This window comes from Arthrobacter sp. ISL-69, assembly GCF_018613775.1.
Taxonomy (GTDB): Bacteria; Actinomycetota; Actinomycetes; order Actinomycetales; family Micrococcaceae; genus Arthrobacter.
The window spans coordinates 99154-116022 of record NZ_JAGGPO010000011.1; the positions used below are offsets into that span (position 1 = coordinate 99154).

Annotated in this window: 14 protein-coding genes; 8 read left to right on the top strand and 6 right to left on the bottom strand. The window is 66.2% G+C overall.

What is annotated here, in order from left to right; all coding sequences use genetic code 11:
• Nucleotides 1–4 precede the first annotated feature (4 nt).
• Nucleotides 5–1126: a phosphate ABC transporter substrate-binding protein PstS gene (gene pstS, locus J7I79_RS07040; RefSeq protein ID WP_214951729.1), complete on the bottom strand. Its 1122-nt coding sequence runs from the start codon at nt 1124–1126 to the stop codon at nt 5–7.
• Between the two features lie 236 nt (nt 1127–1362).
• On the opposite strand from pstS, the gene J7I79_RS07045 reads away from it, so the two are divergent.
• Nucleotides 1363–2490 (top strand): aromatic acid exporter family protein, encoded by a 1128-nt coding sequence (locus tag J7I79_RS07045; RefSeq protein WP_214951731.1) that lies wholly within the window; start codon nt 1363–1365, stop codon nt 2488–2490.
• A 70-nt stretch (nt 2491–2560) separates the two neighbouring features.
• Nucleotides 2561–3934 (top strand): DNA repair protein RadA, encoded by a 1374-nt coding sequence (gene radA / locus J7I79_RS07050; RefSeq protein WP_214951733.1) that lies wholly within the window; start codon nt 2561–2563, stop codon nt 3932–3934.
• Nucleotides 3935–3954: 20 nt separating this feature from the next.
• Here radA and J7I79_RS07055 read toward each other — a convergent pair whose 3' ends face one another.
• Nucleotides 3955–5040, bottom strand: a complete 1086-nt coding sequence (locus J7I79_RS07055; RefSeq protein WP_214951735.1) for a LacI family DNA-binding transcriptional regulator — start codon at nt 5038–5040, stop codon at nt 3955–3957.
• Between the two features lie 150 nt (nt 5041–5190).
• On the opposite strand from J7I79_RS07055, the gene J7I79_RS07060 reads away from it, so the two are divergent.
• The 5 genes from J7I79_RS07060 (at nt 5191) to J7I79_RS07080 (ending at nt 9977) form a co-directional block, all read left to right on the top strand.
• A complete protein-coding gene (locus tag J7I79_RS07060; protein WP_214951737.1) occupies nt 5191–6069 on the top strand; it encodes an ABC transporter substrate-binding protein in 879 nt (292 codons plus the stop codon).
• A gap of 121 nt (nt 6070–6190) precedes the next feature.
• The gene (locus J7I79_RS07065) at nt 6191–6979 is read left to right on the top strand and encodes an amino acid ABC transporter permease (RefSeq protein ID WP_214951739.1); all 789 of its coding nucleotides are present in this window, start codon (nt 6191–6193) and stop codon (nt 6977–6979) included.
• Nucleotides 6976–7758 (top strand): amino acid ABC transporter ATP-binding protein, encoded by a 783-nt coding sequence (locus J7I79_RS07070; protein WP_285291312.1) that lies wholly within the window; start codon nt 6976–6978, stop codon nt 7756–7758. The genes J7I79_RS07065 and J7I79_RS07070 overlap by 4 nt, the downstream gene beginning before the upstream one ends.
• A complete protein-coding gene (locus tag J7I79_RS07075) occupies nt 7758–8801 on the top strand; it encodes a Gfo/Idh/MocA family oxidoreductase (protein ID WP_214951741.1) in 1044 nt (347 codons plus the stop codon). The genes J7I79_RS07070 and J7I79_RS07075 overlap by 1 nt, the downstream gene beginning before the upstream one ends.
• 54 nt (nt 8802–8855) lie before the next feature.
• A complete protein-coding gene (locus J7I79_RS07080) occupies nt 8856–9977 on the top strand; it encodes an FAD-binding oxidoreductase (protein WP_214951742.1) in 1122 nt (373 codons plus the stop codon).
• 70 nt (nt 9978–10047) lie between these two features.
• On the opposite strand, the gene J7I79_RS07085 is transcribed toward J7I79_RS07080, so the two are convergent.
• Nucleotides 10048–11223: an acyl-CoA desaturase gene (locus J7I79_RS07085; RefSeq protein ID WP_214951744.1), complete on the bottom strand. Its 1176-nt coding sequence runs from the start codon at nt 11221–11223 to the stop codon at nt 10048–10050.
• A gap of 13 nt (nt 11224–11236) precedes the next feature.
• Nucleotides 11237–12361: a ferredoxin reductase gene (locus tag J7I79_RS07090; protein ID WP_214951746.1), complete on the bottom strand. Its 1125-nt coding sequence runs from the start codon at nt 12359–12361 to the stop codon at nt 11237–11239.
• 99 nt (nt 12362–12460) lie between these two features.
• Between J7I79_RS07090 and J7I79_RS07095 the strand changes: the two genes are divergently transcribed.
• Nucleotides 12461–13663 carry a CdaR family transcriptional regulator gene (locus J7I79_RS07095; RefSeq protein WP_214951748.1) on the top strand — a complete coding sequence of 401 codons (1203 nt, stop codon included), beginning with the start codon at nt 12461–12463 and terminating at the stop codon, nt 13661–13663.
• Between the two features lie 8 nt (nt 13664–13671).
• Here J7I79_RS07095 and J7I79_RS07100 read toward each other — a convergent pair whose 3' ends face one another.
• Nucleotides 13672–15093, bottom strand: a complete 1422-nt coding sequence (locus J7I79_RS07100; protein WP_251042484.1) for a GAF domain-containing serine/threonine-protein kinase — start codon at nt 15091–15093, stop codon at nt 13672–13674.
• Nucleotides 15094–15191: 98 nt separating this feature from the next.
• Complete coding sequence (locus J7I79_RS07105) at nt 15192–16805, bottom strand: peptide chain release factor 3 (protein ID WP_214951750.1); 1614 nt, start codon at nt 16803–16805, stop codon at nt 15192–15194.
• Nucleotides 16806–16869 lie beyond the last annotated feature (64 nt).

A 16869-nucleotide genomic window follows, 5' to 3' on the forward strand; every position in this document is an offset into this window, starting at 1 on the left:
TCCCCTAGGACTTGACCTTGATGGCCTCGATGGCCTTGGCGGCCTTGTCCTGGAGGGTCTTGGAGAGCGGAGCCGACTTCGCAGCGTCCGCTGCAGCCTGCTGGCCGGCGTCCGACACAACGTAGGTCTCGAAAGCCTTCACCAGGTCAACGGTTTCCTGGGTGGCGTAGGTGGAGCAGACAACGTGGAAGGACACCAGGACAACCGGGTAGGCACCTTCGACGGTGGTCTTGCGGTCCAGCTTGATTGACAGGTCGCTGGCGGAACGGCCTTCAACCGGCTTGCCGGCGTCGACAGCCTTGGCTGCGGCATCGGCTGAGATCTTGGTGAAGGTTTCGCCCACCTTGATCTGGGCGATGCCAAGCTTGCCGCTGACGGCCGAGTCATCGGCGTACGTGACGGCGCCCGGGGTGTCGGTGACGGTCTTGACCACACCGGAGGTGCCCTTGGCGTTCTCGCCCTTCAGGGATGCGGGCCAAACGCCGGCAGCCTTGTCAGTCCAAGCCTCCGGAGCTGCGGCGGCCAGGTAATCGGTGAAGTTGCTGGTCGTGCCGGAGTCATCGGAACGGTTCACCGGGGTGACCTTGAGGTCCGGCAGCGTGACCTCGGGGTTCATTGCCGCGATCACGGGGTCGTTCCAGTTGGCGATTTCACCGCGGAAGATCTTCGCCACGGTGGCGGCGTCAAGCTTCAGTTCCTTGACATCCGGAATGTTGAAGGCGATGGCGATCGGGGAGATGTAGACGGGGATGTTGATGGCGCCTTCGGGGCCGCACTTATCCTTGGAGCTGGCGAGCTCCTCGTCCTTCAGGTAGGCGTCCGAGCCGGCGAACTGGGCCGAGCCGTCGAGGATGGCCTTGCGGCCTGCCCCGGAACCGTCGGGGGAATACTGGACGTTGGCACCCTGGTTGGCGGACGCGAAGTTGGTCTTCCACACATCCATGGCTGCGCCCTGGGCGGACGAGCCAATGCCGGTCAGCGTGCCGGTGACATTGGCCCCCGTGGCAGACGGAGCGCCGGACTGGGCTGCGCCCGTGGCGTTGTCGGAACCACAGGCGGTGAGCGCGAGAGCGCCGGCTGCGATGACAGCGATAGCCGCGTGGCGGCCGAAGCGGAGTGCCTTCACTAGATGTACCCCTTCCAGGGATTTTCTGATGCGTACCGGACCGGAGACGTCCGAACATAAGAAGTTGCGTACTTTTTGTACCTCTACTGAAGTTATGGGCCCTAGGTAACGGGATGTGTGGACCAAGATGAACGGACGGTTAACGACGGCGGGACATCGGCTTACATGTGCAGCGTCACCATTGCGCACATCACATCTCCGGCCGTACTACAACGCCAGTGAATACACTGGAACGCATGGCCCCCGCGACAGGAATTTCCGCAAGCAGAAGATTCCTGCGAACCAGGATCCGCACCGGTGTGGTCCGGAGCAGGAACTCCCTGATGCCCGCCATCCAGATGACGGTCTGCGCTGTGGGCGCGTACGCGTTCGCCGAACACGTCCTGGGCCATTCCGGACCGCTCTTCGCGGCCACGTCCTCACTCATCGCCCTTGGTTTTTCCCGGGATCCGCGGCTGCGCAGGGTCCTGGAAGTCGGCCTGGGCTGCACCATAGGCATTGCGGTGGGTGACCTGCTGCTGCACTGGCTGGGCGCCGGGATCTGGCAGGCCGCCGTCGTGCTTCTGTTCTCCATCCTGCTGGCGCGCTTCCTGGACAGCGGCAACATCTTCACCACGCAACTGGCGCTGCAGTCGCTGCTCGTGGTGCTCCTCCCGGCCCCGGCCGGCGGCCCGTTTACCCGGAGCCTTGATGCCGTGGTGGGTGGAGTCTTCGCGCTGCTGGTCACCATCCTGGTTCCGAAGGATCCCCGCCGGGAGCCCCGGAAGGATGTGCAGAAGCTGCTGCACGAGCTTGCCGAGGTGCTGCGTGAATGTGCGTCGGCGCTGACGAACAGCGACTCCACCGAGGCCTGGCTTGCCTTGGTCCGCGGCCGGAACTGCCAGCCGCTGGTGGACGCGATGCGCCAGTCCCTGCGTGCCTCCGGCGAGGTGGCCACGCTGGCCCCGGCCTACCGGCGCCACCGCGACGAGCTCGACCGGCTGGAGCAGTCGCTGGATTACATCGACCTGGCGCTCCGCAACAGCCGGGTGTTCGCGCGCCGCCTGACCAGCGCCATCAACCACGCCGCCCTTTCTGACGAGGCCACGGAGAACATCGCGGAGGTCCTGCAGGAAACCGCTGCCGCCATCGACGAACTGTCCCTGGGCTTGGCCGAAATGCACGAGGGCGCCCGGCGCGCGCACCTCCGGACGTCGCGGCTGGAGCTGGCCGAGATCGCCGGGCGGCTGCATCCCCGGCTGCTGGACGTGCAGCGCCTTGAAGGCGAAACGGTGGTCATGCTGTTCCGCCCGCTGATGGTGGACCTGCTAGAGGCGACCGGAATGGATTCGAAGGAAGCCCGGGACATCCTCCCGCCGCTGTAGCTGCTGCTGAAAAGTGGCTGCTGCTAGTGGCTGTCGCCACCATGTCGCTGCCCCCGGATAGTGTGGAGCAATGGCAACCAAGACTTCCCGGGCGTCCAAAGCCCCGGCCTATAAATGCGCCGAATGCGGCTGGACAACCGTCAAGTGGGTGGGCCGCTGCGGTGAGTGCCAGGCCTGGGGCACCGTTGAGGAAACCGGCGCCGCCGTTGCGCGTACGACGGCGGCCACCACCGTCCTGGAGCCGGCCCGCCGGATTGCCGAGGTGGACGCCACCACGGCAGCGTTTTTGCCCACCGGGGTGGACGAGCTTGACCGCGTTTTGGGCGGCGGCCTGGTGCCGGGCGCCGTCATCCTGCTGGCCGGTGAACCCGGCGTGGGCAAGTCCACCCTCCTCCTGGATGTGGCGGCCAAGTTCGCCCGCACTGCGCAGGACGTCCTGTACATCACGGGCGAGGAGTCCGCGGCGCAGGTGAAGCTCCGCGCCGAGCGGATCGATGCCGTCGCGGAATCCCTCTACCTGTCGGCCGAAACGGACCTGGGCCAGGCCCTCGGCCAGGTGGAGAAAATCGAGCCGAGGCTGCTCATCGTTGACTCCGTCCAGACCCTCAGCAGCGCGGATGTGGACGGTAGCGCGGGCGGCGTGTCGCAGGTCCGTGAGGTCGCCGCCTCCATCATCTCCGCGGCCAAACGGCGCAACATGACCACGCTGCTGGTGGGCCACGTGACCAAGGACGGTTCCATTGCCGGTCCGCGCCTGCTGGAGCACCTGGTGGACGTGGTGTGCCAGTTCGAAGGCGAGCGGCACTCCCGGCTTCGGCTGCTGCGTGCGGTCAAGAACCGCTACGGGCCCACCGATGACGTGGGCTGCTTCGATCTGAACGAGGACGGCATCGTCGGGCTGACGGACCCCAGCGGGCTTTTTGTGAGCCGCACCAAGGAGCCGGTGTCCGGCACGTGCATCACCGTGACGATGGAAGGACGCCGGCCGCTGCTGGCCGAGGTGCAGTCGCTCCTCGCCGAAAGCCCCAATTCACAGCCCCGCCGAGCCACCAGCGGCTTGGACAGTTCACGCGTGTCCATGCTGCTGGCCGTGCTGCAGCAGCGCGCCGGCTGCCTGCTGCACAAGGACGATTCCTACGTGGCAACGGTGGGCGGCGTAAAACTCAGCGAACCCGCCACCGACCTGGCCGTCGCGCTGGCAGTGGCCTCGGCCAAGGCACGGAAACCCCTGCCCATCCGGCTGATCGCGTTCGGCGAGGTGGGCCTGGCCGGGGAAGTCCGCGCCGTCCCCGGCATCAACCAGCGCATCCAGGAAGCCCACCGGCTGGGCTTCACGCACGCGGTGGTCCCGGCCAGCCACAACGGCCCGGGCCCCATCCCGGCCGGGTTCTCCGTCCGGGAAGTGGAACACCTGACGGAGGCGCTGAGCCTGCTTATTGGCTAGGGGTGGTTTTGCTGCGTTGGTCAGGGCTGTGTTTGCTCAGATTTGCGCGGCGCTCCGACTGAGTTTCGCCTGATCAGCCGTGCAGTAAAGGCGGGTGCCGCGGCGGCGGGCTTGCGGCCCTCGATCTGCCGGATCAACGCTTCGGCTGCCGCCACGCCCATCTCGTAGACAGGCTGGGCGATGACCGTTAGCGGTGGACTGGTGAGCCTCGTCCAGGCAAAGTCGTCGTACATGAGGAACGAAACGTCTTCGGGGATGGACAGGTTCAGTTCCTGAATGGCTTCGACGACACTGAGCGCAATGAGGCCGTCCGAGGCGACTACTGCGGTGGCCGGGTCGGGCAGAAGGAGAACCTCGCGTGTGATGTTCCGGATGGATTCGGCGTCCCCTGCGTTGAGTCGCACCAGGTCCTCCGGAAGTGTCAGGCCGGATCCCAGGAAAGCACGCCTCATGCCGTTGACACGCTCAGCTATTTGCGATGAATCCAGCGGGACCCCTTCGCTGTAGGGGACCGCAGATTTAAGCGTGGAGATGAACGCGATCCTCCGGTGCCCGGCTTCGATGAGGTAGCGCGTGGATTCGTACGCTACCCCGGTCATTTCGACGGTGACGGTGTCTATCTGGAGGCCGTCTGCCGCACGGTCGAGAAGGACCAGGGGGCGGCCGGAATCCTGAACCCGCTGAAGGTGCTGCGTTTCGGTTGACGACGCGGGTGCCACGATGAGTCCGTCCACCCGCTTGTCCAAGAGCACTTGGACGGCGTCGACTTCGGCCGCCCTTTCCTCATCGGTGTTGATAAGGATGACGTTGAAACCGCTCTTCTTTGCGGTGTCCGTGATGCCCCTCGTGGCCAGGCCGAAGTGCGGGTTTTCGATGTCGCCCACCACCACGCCGATGGTGTTCGATTTTCCCGTATTCATGCTGCGGGCCAGCTCATTCGGGCGATAGGAAAGCTCCTCCGCGGCGGCCAGGACGCGCTCCCGCACGTCTTCGCTCACGGCCCCGTAGTTTCCCAGCGCGCGCGCCGCCTGGGCTTTCGACACGTTGGCGGCCTTTGCCACGTCAGCGACGGTGATGTCACGTCGCCTCGAACCATTGCTGCTCATTTACGCCTTCCGGAGGGGCCTTGACGGCCGGTGTGGCTTGGGTTACATTTTTAGCAACCCCTTGTGAGTCCGGTCTCAATCGTAAGCGGTGAGACCGGACTCAGCAAGGGGATTTCGACAAAAGGGCCAAAGGCCGCCTGCTTCCCAAGATTGGAAAATGCTGTGACTAAACGACTGAACTTCCGCCCCGGGGTGATCGTTGCAGCTGCCGTTGCAACCGTCCTGGCGCTCTCCGGCTGCGGCGGATCGACCCCCGCTTCGTCCGCCACGTCAGCCGAGAACCCCTACGGACTGATCCAGGCCGGCACGGTCCGGGTTGCCAGCCTGGGTGATTCGAAGCCGTACACCTTCGCAGATGCGCAGGGTAACTTCACCGGCTTCGACGTTGAGCTTTTCAAGGACGTGGCCCACCGCGCCGGCGTAGACAACGTGGTCTTCACCGGCCAGGACTTCTCCGGCCTGCTCGCCGCGGTTGCCAACGGCCAGTTCGACGTCGGCGTGGCCGCCATCGGCATCACGGACAAGCGCAAGGAAACCGTGGACTTCTCCGAGGGCTACCTTGCCGGCTACCTGACTGTGATCACCACCAAGACCTCGGGCATCACGGACGCCAACGGCCTGTCCGGCAAGCGGCTCGGCGTGGTGCAGGGAACGCTTCAGGAAGCCTACGCGGTAAAGAATTTCACCTCGGCCGGCCTGGTACGTTTCCCGGACAACAACACCGCAATTGCCGCGGTCAACAGCGGCTCCGTCGACGCCCACTTCCTGGACTACGAGGCCGCCAAGGCATACCAGGAACAGTACGGCCTCGTCAGCGCGGCGGACATCCCGTCCTTCGACGCACCGGCCGGGTTCGCGGTCGCGAAGGGGAAGACCGCCTTCAAGGAGGCCCTGAACAAGGGCCTGGCGGAAGCGATGGAAGACGGCACCTGGAAGAAGCTTTACCAGAAGTGGTTCCCCGGATCTCCGATGCCCGAGCAGTACCTGCCTAAGGCAGAACAGACGGCTACTCCCGCCCCGAGCAAGTAGTCCGACACAAGCCGATCGCCGGGCACCCCTGTCTGGCAAAGAGTCCGGCTGTCAATGACCGGGCTGGCCGCCCTCCGCGGCCAGCCCGGGACACACAAGCTACCTACGTCTGAGAGCAACCATGGACTGGCTCAACACCATCATCCGAACATTTTTCGACTTCGGCGCAATGGCCGAAGTCCTGCCCCAACTTCTCGGGGTGGGCCTTCTCAACACCCTGATCATCTCCGTCGCGGCGACCATCATCGGGGTCGCACTGGGCATGGTCGTCGCGGTCATGGGCATCTCGCCGTCCAAGTGGCTGCGCGTGCCGGCCCGGATATACACCGATCTCTTCCGCGGCCTGCCCGCCATCCTGACCATCCTGCTGATCGGGCAGGGCTTCGCCCGGCTCAGCCAGTCAATCTTCGGGCCCTCGCCGTACCCCTTGGGGATCATCGCGCTGAGCCTGATCGCCAGCGCCTACATCGGCGAAATCTTCCGCGCGGGCATTCAAAGCGTAGACAGAGGGCAGGGAGAGGCCTGCCGCGCCCTGGGCATGAGCTATGCCAAGTCGATGGCCCTGGTAGTGGTGCCGCAGGGTATCCGCAGGGTCCTTCCGGCCCTCGTGAACCAGTTCATCGCCATCGTCAAGGATTCCTCCCTTGTCTACTTCCTGGGCCTTCTGGTCACTGAGCGGGAACTCTTCCGCGTGGGACAGGACGCGGCCGTACTGTCCGGAAACCTCTCGCCGCTGGTCATGGCAGGCATCTTCTACCTGGTGATCACAGTGCCCCTGACCCACCTGGTCAATTACTTCGACAACAGGTTCCGGACCGGCCGCCGCCGCCCCTCAGCCCCCAGCAGCGGACTGAACGAAGTCAAAGAACTCGACGCGGCCTCGCCGCTGATCACCGGGAGCAACACATGAGCCTCGCAAGCAACACCGCCAACACCGCGGCCGCCGCGGAAGGCCACACCTTCCACGGCTCCAGCCTGGAACTGAAGAACCTGACCATGGCCTACGGGGACATCGAAGTACTCCGCAACGTCAGCCTCACCGTCGCCCCCGGAACCACTACCTGCATCATCGGGCCCTCAGGCTCCGGAAAATCCACGCTGCTCCGCGGCGTCAACCGCCTGCATGAACCCAAGAGCGGGGACGTGCTCCTCGCCGGAGAAAGCGCCCTGCAGGTCAAACCGGACCTCCTGCGGGCCCGCATCGGCATGGTCTTCCAGCACTTCAACCTCTTCCCGGACCACACCGCCCTCGAGAATGTGGCCCTGGCGCTGTGGAGCGTCAAGGGCCTGTCCAAAGCCGAAGCAAAGGAACGCGCCGGCCGCCGCCTCGCCGAGGTGGGTCTCGCCGAGCGCGCTGACCACCGGCCCCGGGACCTCTCCGGCGGCCAGCAGCAGCGCGTCGCCATCGCACGCGCCCTTGCCATGGAACCCGAAGTGATGCTTTTCGACGAAGCAACCAGCGCCTTGGACCCTGAACTCGTCAAAGGCGTGCTGAACCTCATGGCGGGGCTCGGCAGGCGCGGCATGACCATGCTCGTGGTGACGCACGAAATGGGCTTCGCCCGCAAAGTTGCCGATCAGGTGGTCTTCATGGACGAAGGTGAAGTCGTGGAGTCCGGAACACCGACTGACCTGTTCGACAACCCGCGCAGCGAGCGTCTCCAGCGGTTCCTTTCGGAGGTGCTGTAATGCCTGATGCTTCAACGGCACCCATCCGCACCGCCGTCGTCGGGTTCGGGATCTCGGGCGGGGTGTTCCATGCACCGCTGATCGCGGCTGATCCCGCCTTTTCCCTCGACGTGATCGTGACGGCGGATCCGGCGCGTGCCGCTGAGGCGGCCCGACGCTACCCGGAGGCCCGGATCGTTCCCACACCGGAGGCACTGTTCGCCCTGGCCGCCGACCTCGACCTCGTGGTCCTCGGCACTCCCCCGCTCACCCACTTCGACCTGGCTGCAACGGCAATGGCCCATGGCCTCCATGTGGTGGTGGACAAGCCGTTCGTCACCACATCGGCCCACGGTGTTGCACTCACCTCCCGTGCGTCCGACGCCGGTGTGCAGCTGACGGTGTTCCAGAACCGCCGGTGGGACGCCGACTTCCTGACACTCCAAAAGCTAGTGCGGGAGGGCGCCCTGGGTGAAATCCGCACCTTCGAGTCGCGCTTTGAATGGTGGCGGCCGGAAGGGTTCGGGAACTGGCGCGATACTGCCACCCTCACGGACGGGGGCGGCATACTCCACGACCTCGGCGCCCATCTGATAGATCAGGCCATCCAGCTGTTCGGTCCCGTTCAGGACAGCTACGGGGAAACAGCAAACCACAGTCCGCACCCGGAGGGCGCCGACACCGAAGCGTTCGTGTCCCTGTTCCACGAATCCGGGGTCCGGTCCAGGCTGTGGATGAACGGCATGGCAGCCCGGGTCGGCCCACGCTTTCACGTCCTGGGCGCCAAGGCCGGCTACACCAAATGGGGCCTCGACAGCCAGGAGCGGGCCCTCGCAGCCGGAGTGACGCCGTCGGATCCTGCCTACGGCGTTGAGCCCCAGGCTTCCTGGGGGGTCCTGGGAATCGACGGAGACGCTGCGCCCGTACCTGCCGAGCGGGGTAGCTACCCCACGTTCTACGGCGAGCTCGCCGCGGCCCTCCGTGGCCGGGGGCCATTGCCGGTTCAACCCACGGAGTCCCTCGAAGTCCTCAAAATCATCGAAAAAATCCACGCCTTCGCGTAGCCGCGCGGCCATCCGCGCGAACCATCCACCGATCATCGAAGAAAGGGAAGACGTATGTCCTCCACCGCCTCACCCAAACGCGTCGCCGTCATCGGCGGCGGCATCCTCGGAGTCTCCACTGCGGTCCACTTGCTCCGCGACGGCGCATCCGTGGTCCTGCTGACCGAACGCGGCCTTGCGAGTGAAGCCACCGGCCGATCGCTCTCCTGGCTGAATTCCGCCGGAGAACGGTCCACCCCCTACCACCAGCTCCGGCTCGCCGGCGTGGACCGCTACCGCACCCTGTTCGCGGCAGAGCCTGACAGGGAGTGGCTCCAGTTCGGCGGCGGCCTCATGTGGAATGCGGCCGGACAGCAGGCTGTGACCGAAGCCCGTCACGCCTACGAGAAATCCGTCGGCTACGACTCCAAGCTGCTCGCGCCCGAGCAGATCGCCGCCGTCACTCCCGGTATCGATTCCAGTGCCGTGCCGGAGAACGCCATCTTCAACCCGGGCGAAGGCTGGGTCAGCCTCCCGGACCTGGTGGACTTCCTGATGGAGGAATTCCACGCCCGCGGCGGCCAGCTTGTCCTCAACGCCGGCAAAGCCTCCGTAACGGTCGAGGATGGCCGGGCTACCGGCGTCGAGACGGCAGCAGGCCAGACCTACGCGGCTGACGCCGTGCTGGTGGCCTGCGGCGCCGCCACGCCCGCCGTCGTTGCGCCCCTCGGCGTCCACATTCCCAACGGTTCCCCAGTCTCCATGCTCGTGCTGACCAAACCGGTGGACCACGACGTCAAGGCCGTGATGAACACCCCGCGGGCCGCGGTCCGCCCCAACCCCGGCAACACCTTCGCCCTGGACCACGACTGGTATGAGGATCACATCACCGGGCACGCCGATGGCTCGTTCAGCATCCCCGATGACGTGGTCCAGGAACTGGCCGACGAGGCTTCCAAGCTGATCGCCGGCAACCCCGACCTCAAGCCGGCCTCCTGGAAGATTGGCTACAAGCCTATTCCCGGCGACGGTGAACCCGTCTTCGGTGAGCTGGGCCAGGTTCCCGGCTGCTTCGTGGCATTCACCCACTCCGGAGCCACCCTCGGGCTCATCGCCGGAGAACTTCTCTCGGGCGAAATCATGACGGGGTACAAGCACCCCATGCTGGCCACCTTCCGCCCCGGGCGCTTCGCCTAAGGGGACGCTCAACCGGGCATGACAAAGGGCGCCTGCCAATGCGGCAGGCGCCCCTTTGTCGTTTGAGCTGTTAGGCCTTCTTGGGCGGCAAGGCCAGCTTGAAGACCTTGGCCCACGTGGAACCGACCTGCTTCCAGATCGGGCCTGTGGTGTACGGCAGGCCGTAACGGCTGCAGATCTCCCGCACTTTCGGCGCTACCTCGGCATAGCGGTTGGACGGAATGTCCGGGAAGAGGTGGTGCTCGATCTGGTGCGAAAGGTTTCCGGTCATGAAGTGCATGAACTTGGAACCGGAGATGTTGGCCGAACCGATCATCTGCCGCACGTACCAGTCACCGCGGGTCTCCCCTTCCACCATTTCCTCGGTGAAGGTGTCAGTCCCGTCGGGGAAGTGACCGCAGAAGATCACCGCGTGCGCCCAGACGTTGCGGACCGCATTCGCTGTCAGCGTGCCGTAGAGCGCCTGCTTGCCGGAGCCGGTCAGCATTGCCACGGCCGGGGTTGCGGCGTAGTCCTTGGTGAACTGCTTGAGGGCCTTGACCCCGAGGGCCTTGAGGTCCTTGACCAGGGCTTCCTTGGACTTGTTGCCGTCCTTGAAGTCCTGCAGCTCAAGGTCGTAGATCGCGATGCCCCACTCGAAGACCGGGGCCAGGATGGCGTTGTAGAGCGGGTTGCCGAGGTTGAACGGCTTCCACTCCTGGGAGGGGTCCATGCGCAGGAGGTTGTATCCGACGTCGTTGTCCTTGCCCACCACGTTGGTCCAGCGGTGGTGCAGGTCGTTGTGGGTGTGCTGCCACGCGCGGGCCGGGGTGACGAAGTCCCATTCCCAGGTGGTGGAGTGGATGTCCGGGTCCCGCATCCAGTCCCACTGGCCGTGCAGCACGTTATGCCCGATCTCCATGTTTTCCAGGATCTTGGCCAGGCTGAGCAGCGTGGTGCCCGCAACCCAGGCGCCCTTGTTCCGGCTCACCAGCAGCGTCGCGCGGCCGGAGATCTCCAGAGCCCGCTGGATCTTGATAACACGGCGGATGTAGGCGGCGTCTGAGGCGCCGCGCTTGGCCAGGATGTCGTCCTTGATCGCATCAAGTTCGCGGCCCAGCTCGGCCACCTGCTCGTCGGAGAGGTGCGCTGCGGCGGGCGGACGGACCAGGGGGCTGCCGGAAGTGGCCAGCGCACCTCGCCGCGTCTTCGCGGGCACGACGGCGTCTTCCGTGGACTCGGCTTCGTGGTTAATAACTATTGCCATGCGGTGGTGCTCCTCAAATGTCGAGGTTAACGGGTCCGGCGGCTGCCGATACACACGTCTGGATTAGTTGGCCCGGCTCGCCGTGGACTTCGCCGGTGCGGAGGTCGCGGACATGCCCTGCCCGCAGGGGGGTGAGGCAGCTGTGGCAGATGCCCATCCGACAGCCGCTGGGCATCAGCACGCCGGCGTCTTCGCCGATGTCCAGAAGCGGGGTGCTTCCGTCCGCTTCCACCTCGCGGTCCGACGCCTCAAAGGTGACCAGACCGCCGTCGTGCCCGGCGCCGGCGGCCAGGCTGGTGGTGAAGCGTTCGATGATCAGGTTGATCGGGTCAGCCGCAAACGGCCCCTCAGGGTGGTGGGACTCTCCGGCGGCGGAACCCTCGGCGGCCGCGGCAACGGCGGCTTCCGCGGACCACAGCGCTTCGGCGTCGTCCAGGTAGCCTTCCGGTCCGCAGGCGTAGGCTGCGCGGTGGCGCCAGTCCGGGCACAGTTCGTCGAGCGCCGCCGGTGAGGAGAAGTCCACCCGTCCGCGTTCGCCGGTGAACCAGTGCGTGACCTTGAAGTTGGGGAACTGGTCGGCAAGCTCGGACAGTTCCTCGCGGAAGATGCTGTCTTGGGGGGTCCGGGCGGAATGGATCAGCACGACGTCGGCGTCCGGGCGGTGCGGCACCAACGTGCGAACCATGGACATAACGGGAGTGATACCGCTGCCGGCGGTGAGCATCAGCAGCGGGCGGGGGTGCTCGGGAAGGACAAAGTCGCCCTGCGGCGGTGCCAGGAACAGCACGTCGCCGGGGCGGGTTTCGCGGACCAGGACACCGGAAACGGCGCCGACGTCGGTCACCGTGATGGCGGGATCCTGGCCGGCGGGGGCGCTCAGCGAATAGGACCGCCAGTGCCGGACGCCGTCGAGTTCGACGCCGATGCGGGCCCACTGGCCGGCCTGGTGGGCCTTCCAGCCGCGCCCTGGGCGGAAGAAGATGGTGGCGGAATCGGCCGTCTCGGCGACCACCCTGGTGACCACGCCGCGCAGTTGGCGGGCGGAGAACACGGGGTTGAACAGCGACAGAATGTCTTCTGGAGCTAGCGGGGTGGTCAGTACAGATGCGGCGCGCGCCAGCTTACGGAGCCGGATCATGTTATTAACCTTATGTTAGACCGAGGCATATTTCTTCTCCCAAGGCATACGATCGAACGTTCTAAACTGTTCCCCCGAAACAACTTATGGAAGTCTCTCATGAACCCTCCGGCCTCGAAGAGTCCAACCGCCCCCACGTACGATCCGCCGTGGCTCGCCTTGCCGCGGGAAGTCAGTGACTTGCTCCGCCCCATGATGCCCGGCATTGTGGAGGCGATCATCGATGCCGTGCCGCAGCTGGTTCCTGCCTACGCCAGGCCCATCGAAGGGCGCTTCGGCCGCGGGCTGCGGCGGGGGGTGGCCGCTGCGCTGGAGCGTTTCCTCCAACTGCCCGGCACCACGCTGCCTGCATTGTCTGAGGAGAGCAGGGAGCTCGTGGCCGGCTTGGGCAGCGGCGAATTCCGCCAGGGGCGCAGCATGGATGCGCTGCTGAGCGCCTATCGCATGGGTGCACGGGTGACGTTCCGGGAAATGTCGCGGATCTCCATGGACAAGGACCTGGGCCAGGGCGTGGTAGTGGATCTGGGCGAATCGATCCTGGCCTACATCGACGAGCTCTCCGCTGTGAGCGCAGAAGCTTACGCTTTTGAACAGTCCGAGCGCGCGGGGGCGGTTGACCGGCGGCGGACCGAACTCCTGGAGCTGCTGCTGATGGGCCAGGCGGACGAGGCCGCCCTGCGGCAGGCGGCGTCCATGGCCGACTGGTCCCTCCCGGCAAGGATGGTTGTGGTGACACTCCCGCTGGACCGGGCCGCGGGGCTCCGGCTGCAGCTGGGGCCGGGAACGCTGGTGGTTGAACGCGAAACCGATGCCGTGGCCCTCGTGCCGGCACGGGAGTCCGAGGCCGGCCGGGCGGCCCTGGAGAAAGCATTGAAGGGCAGGTCCGCCGCAGTGGGCCCGGCCGGCAGCTGGGAAAAGGTGCCCGATTCCCTGCGGCTCGCGGTAGTGGCGGCGTCCGTCCTGCCGCCGCGGGAAGACCCCCGAGACCCGCCTATTTGGGCCGATGACCACCTGGCGCAGATTATCCTCGGCTCCGAACCGTCGGCCATCGCGGAGCTGGCGGAACAGAGGCTTGCACCTTTGGAAGGGCTGCGTCCGGCGCAGCGCGAAAGGCTGGCGGAGACCCTCCTCTCGTGGCTGCGGCACTGGGGCCAGCGGGCCCCGGTGGCCGCCGAGCTCGGCATCCATCCGCAGACCGTGGGATACCGGGCGGCGCAGCTGCGCGAGCTCTTCGGCGATGCGCTGGAAGACCCCCGGGCCCGGTTCGAACTCGAACTCGCACTGCACGCCGGGCGGCGCTAGGAGACCGGTCATCTGCCCGCTGCCATCACGCTCCGGCTTTGCAGCCGCAGCTCAAGGTCGTTCATCACGATGGCGGCCAGATCTTCCAGCGCGCGGGTGTCTTCCGCGGTGAACTCCCGCGACTCCCGGTCCAGGATGCAGAATGTCCCCAGGTTGTAGCCGTCGGGCGTGCGCAGCGGCACACCGGCGTAGAACTGCAGTCCGAACTCACCCGCAACCAGCGGGTTCGCCAGGGTACGCGGGTCCGTGACAGCGTCCCGGACCACCCAGGCGTCATCCTGCAGGATGGCGGATGCACACAGCCCGGGGTCCCGTCCGATCTCGCCTACCTCGGTCCCGTGATGGGCTTTGAACCAGATCCGGTCATGGTCCACCACGCTGACGATGGCCACGGGCACGGAAAACATGCGGGCGGCCAGGCCCACGATCCGGTCGAACGTACCATCCGGGGGCGTGTCCAGGATCCGGTAGCGCTCGACGGCGCGCATCCGCGCCTCTTCGTTCGCGGCAGAAACGTCCGACGGCGGCGCTTCCGCGGGAGCCCTGATGCTCCGGCGGCGCCCGGCCGCGCTGATGACCTCCTGCCGGAGGGCAAGGGAAACTTCCCTGGCACCGGGCCGGGCCGCCGGATCACGGGACAGCATGGAAGAGAGCAGGTCCGCCCATTTGGGGGCCATACCCTCGGGAATGTGCGGATCCCGCAGGAGCCGCGCCATAGCCGAGGCGATCGGCGCACCTGGGTACGCGGGCTTCCCGGTCAGTCCCTCAAGCAGGACCAGGCCTAGGGAGTACACATCACTCGGCGGCCCAACTGGCTCGCTGGCGGCCTGTTCGGGGCTGAGGTACTGCGGGGTGCCGGAGCTTTCCGCGGGACCGCTCCGCTGGCCGTCGCCGAGGATCATGGCCACGCCGAAGTCGCTGAGCTTGGCGCGTGGCCGGCGGTCATCGTTGTTGTAGTCCACCAGGAGGATATTGGCGGGCTTGACGTCTCGGTGGACGATGCCGTGGTGGTGGATGTAGGCGAGTCCATCCGCAAGGTCGTGGCCGATCAGGGCCAGATGCGCCTCGGAAAGGGGGCCCTGGGCCCCGCGTTCGCGCAGGTCCGGGCCGCGGACCAGTTCCATGACCAGATACGTGCGCCGGCGCTGGGGATCACTGAGGTCCGCGCCCGCGTCCAGCAGGGTGACCAGCGCGTGATGGCTCATTCCGGCCAGGATGCGCACTTCCTCCCCCTGGCGGCGCGTGTGGTGCAGGTTCCCGGGGTCGTCGCGGAATAGCTTCACCGCGACCTCGCGCTGCAGGAGTTCATCGAAGGCCCGGTAGACGCCGGACTGGCTCCCCCGGCCAATGAGGGCCTCAATCCGGTACCGGCCGCTAAGGAGGTAACCGGGTTCCATGCTCGCAGCCACGATCGCCCTCTCAGCAGTCAACTTAATAAGCATGCTTATGATATCCCGCCGGTCACTGTGACGGCTACAAGGTGCCAGTGACGAAAATCAAGTGACCGGGGGCGAGTGGCGAAGGGCCGCTACTTCGCGGGGTTGTGCGTTCCGATCGGCACCAAGGTCAGGTCCGGGTGGTTCTTCTCGATCCGGCGCAGCGCCCAGACGTCGTTGAAGAGGGCCAGGTATTCGCCGTCGGAGCGGAGCAGCACCTCAGCGCCCTGTACATTGGCCAGCGCAGGCATGGCATCCGCCGTCGAAATTCGTGCAATGGAATAGGGGAGCCGCTCCAGGCGCATGGGCGCGCTGAAGTCATGCGCCATGCGGTCCTCCACCACTTCGAACTGCATGGGGCCGACGGCGGCGAGCACCGGCGCCTGGTCTCCGCGGATGTCGGAGCGGAGCACCTGGATGACGCCCTCGTGCTCGAGCTGCTCGATGCCGCGGCGGAACTGCTTGAAGCGGCTGGGGTCCTTGGCGCGGGCCACCTGGAAGTGTTCCGGCGCGAACAGCGGGATCGCGGGGAATTCCACCGGATCCTCCAGGAACAGGCTGTCGCCCACGCGGAGCGAAGAGGCATTGACCAGGCCGACGACGTCGCCCGGGAACGCTTCGTCAATGACCTCGCGCTCACGGCCGAACACCTGCTGGGCGTACTTGGTGGCGAACGACTTGCCGGTGCGGGTCTGAGTAACCACCATGCCGCGCTCGAACATGCCGGAGCAGACCCGGATGAAGGCAACGTGGTCACGGTGGGCCTTGTTCATGCCGGCCTGGACCTTGAAGACGAAGCCGGCGAACGGGGCGTCCACCGGGCGGGGCTCACCCTCGACATCGGGCCGGGGAGCAGCGGGCGGGGCGAAGTCCACCAGGGCGTCCAGGATTTCCTTGACGCCGAAGTTGAGGGCGGCGGAACTGAAGAGGATGGGGGTTGCTTTGCCTGCGTGGAAGGCGTCGACGTCGAACTCAAGGTTGGATTCGATCACGAGTCCGGCTTCGTCCACGGCGTTGGACCAGTCGTCGCCCTGGTTGGCGGCGGCTTCCTCCGGGGTGAAGTACTCGGTGAGGGCGATGTTGGCGCCGGCGTTATTGCGCTGGAACCGGGCAAAGCGGTCGTTGCGGAGGTCCCACACGCCGCGGAAGTCGCCCGAAATGCCCACGGCCCAGGTCAGCGGCATGGGCTGGAGGCCGGTGCGCTCGGTGATCTCGTCCATGAGCGCCAGGGCATCCAGGCCCGGCCGGTCCCACTTGTTGATCACGGTGATGATGGGCAGATTGCGCTGCTTGCAGACCTCGAAGAGCTTCATGGTCTGCGTTTCCAGGCCCTTCGCGGCGTCCACGAGCATCACGGCGCAGTCGACGGCGGCGAGGACGCGGTAGGTGTCCTCGGAGAAGTCCGCGTGGCCCGGTGTGTCCAGCAGGTTGATCACGGTGTCCCGGTACGCGAACTGCAGCGCGGCGGAGCTGATGGAGATGCCGCGGTCCTTCTCCATCTGCATCCAGTCCGAGACCGTTTCCTTGCGGTTGGCCTTGCCGCTGGAGGCGCCGGCGGTGCCGATCACCTTCGCGTGCAGGGCCAGGGCCTCAGTGAGCGTGGACTTGCCGGCGTCAGGGTGGGAAATGACCGCGAAAGTCCGACGCCGGGCCGCCTGTTTGTGAATCTCATGGACCCGGGCGGGGCTAAGGACATCTTGGGACACGGTGCTACTTTCGCTGCGGTTTGGGCTGCCCGGGCGCTGACGGCGCCGTTCCGGGCACTGCGCA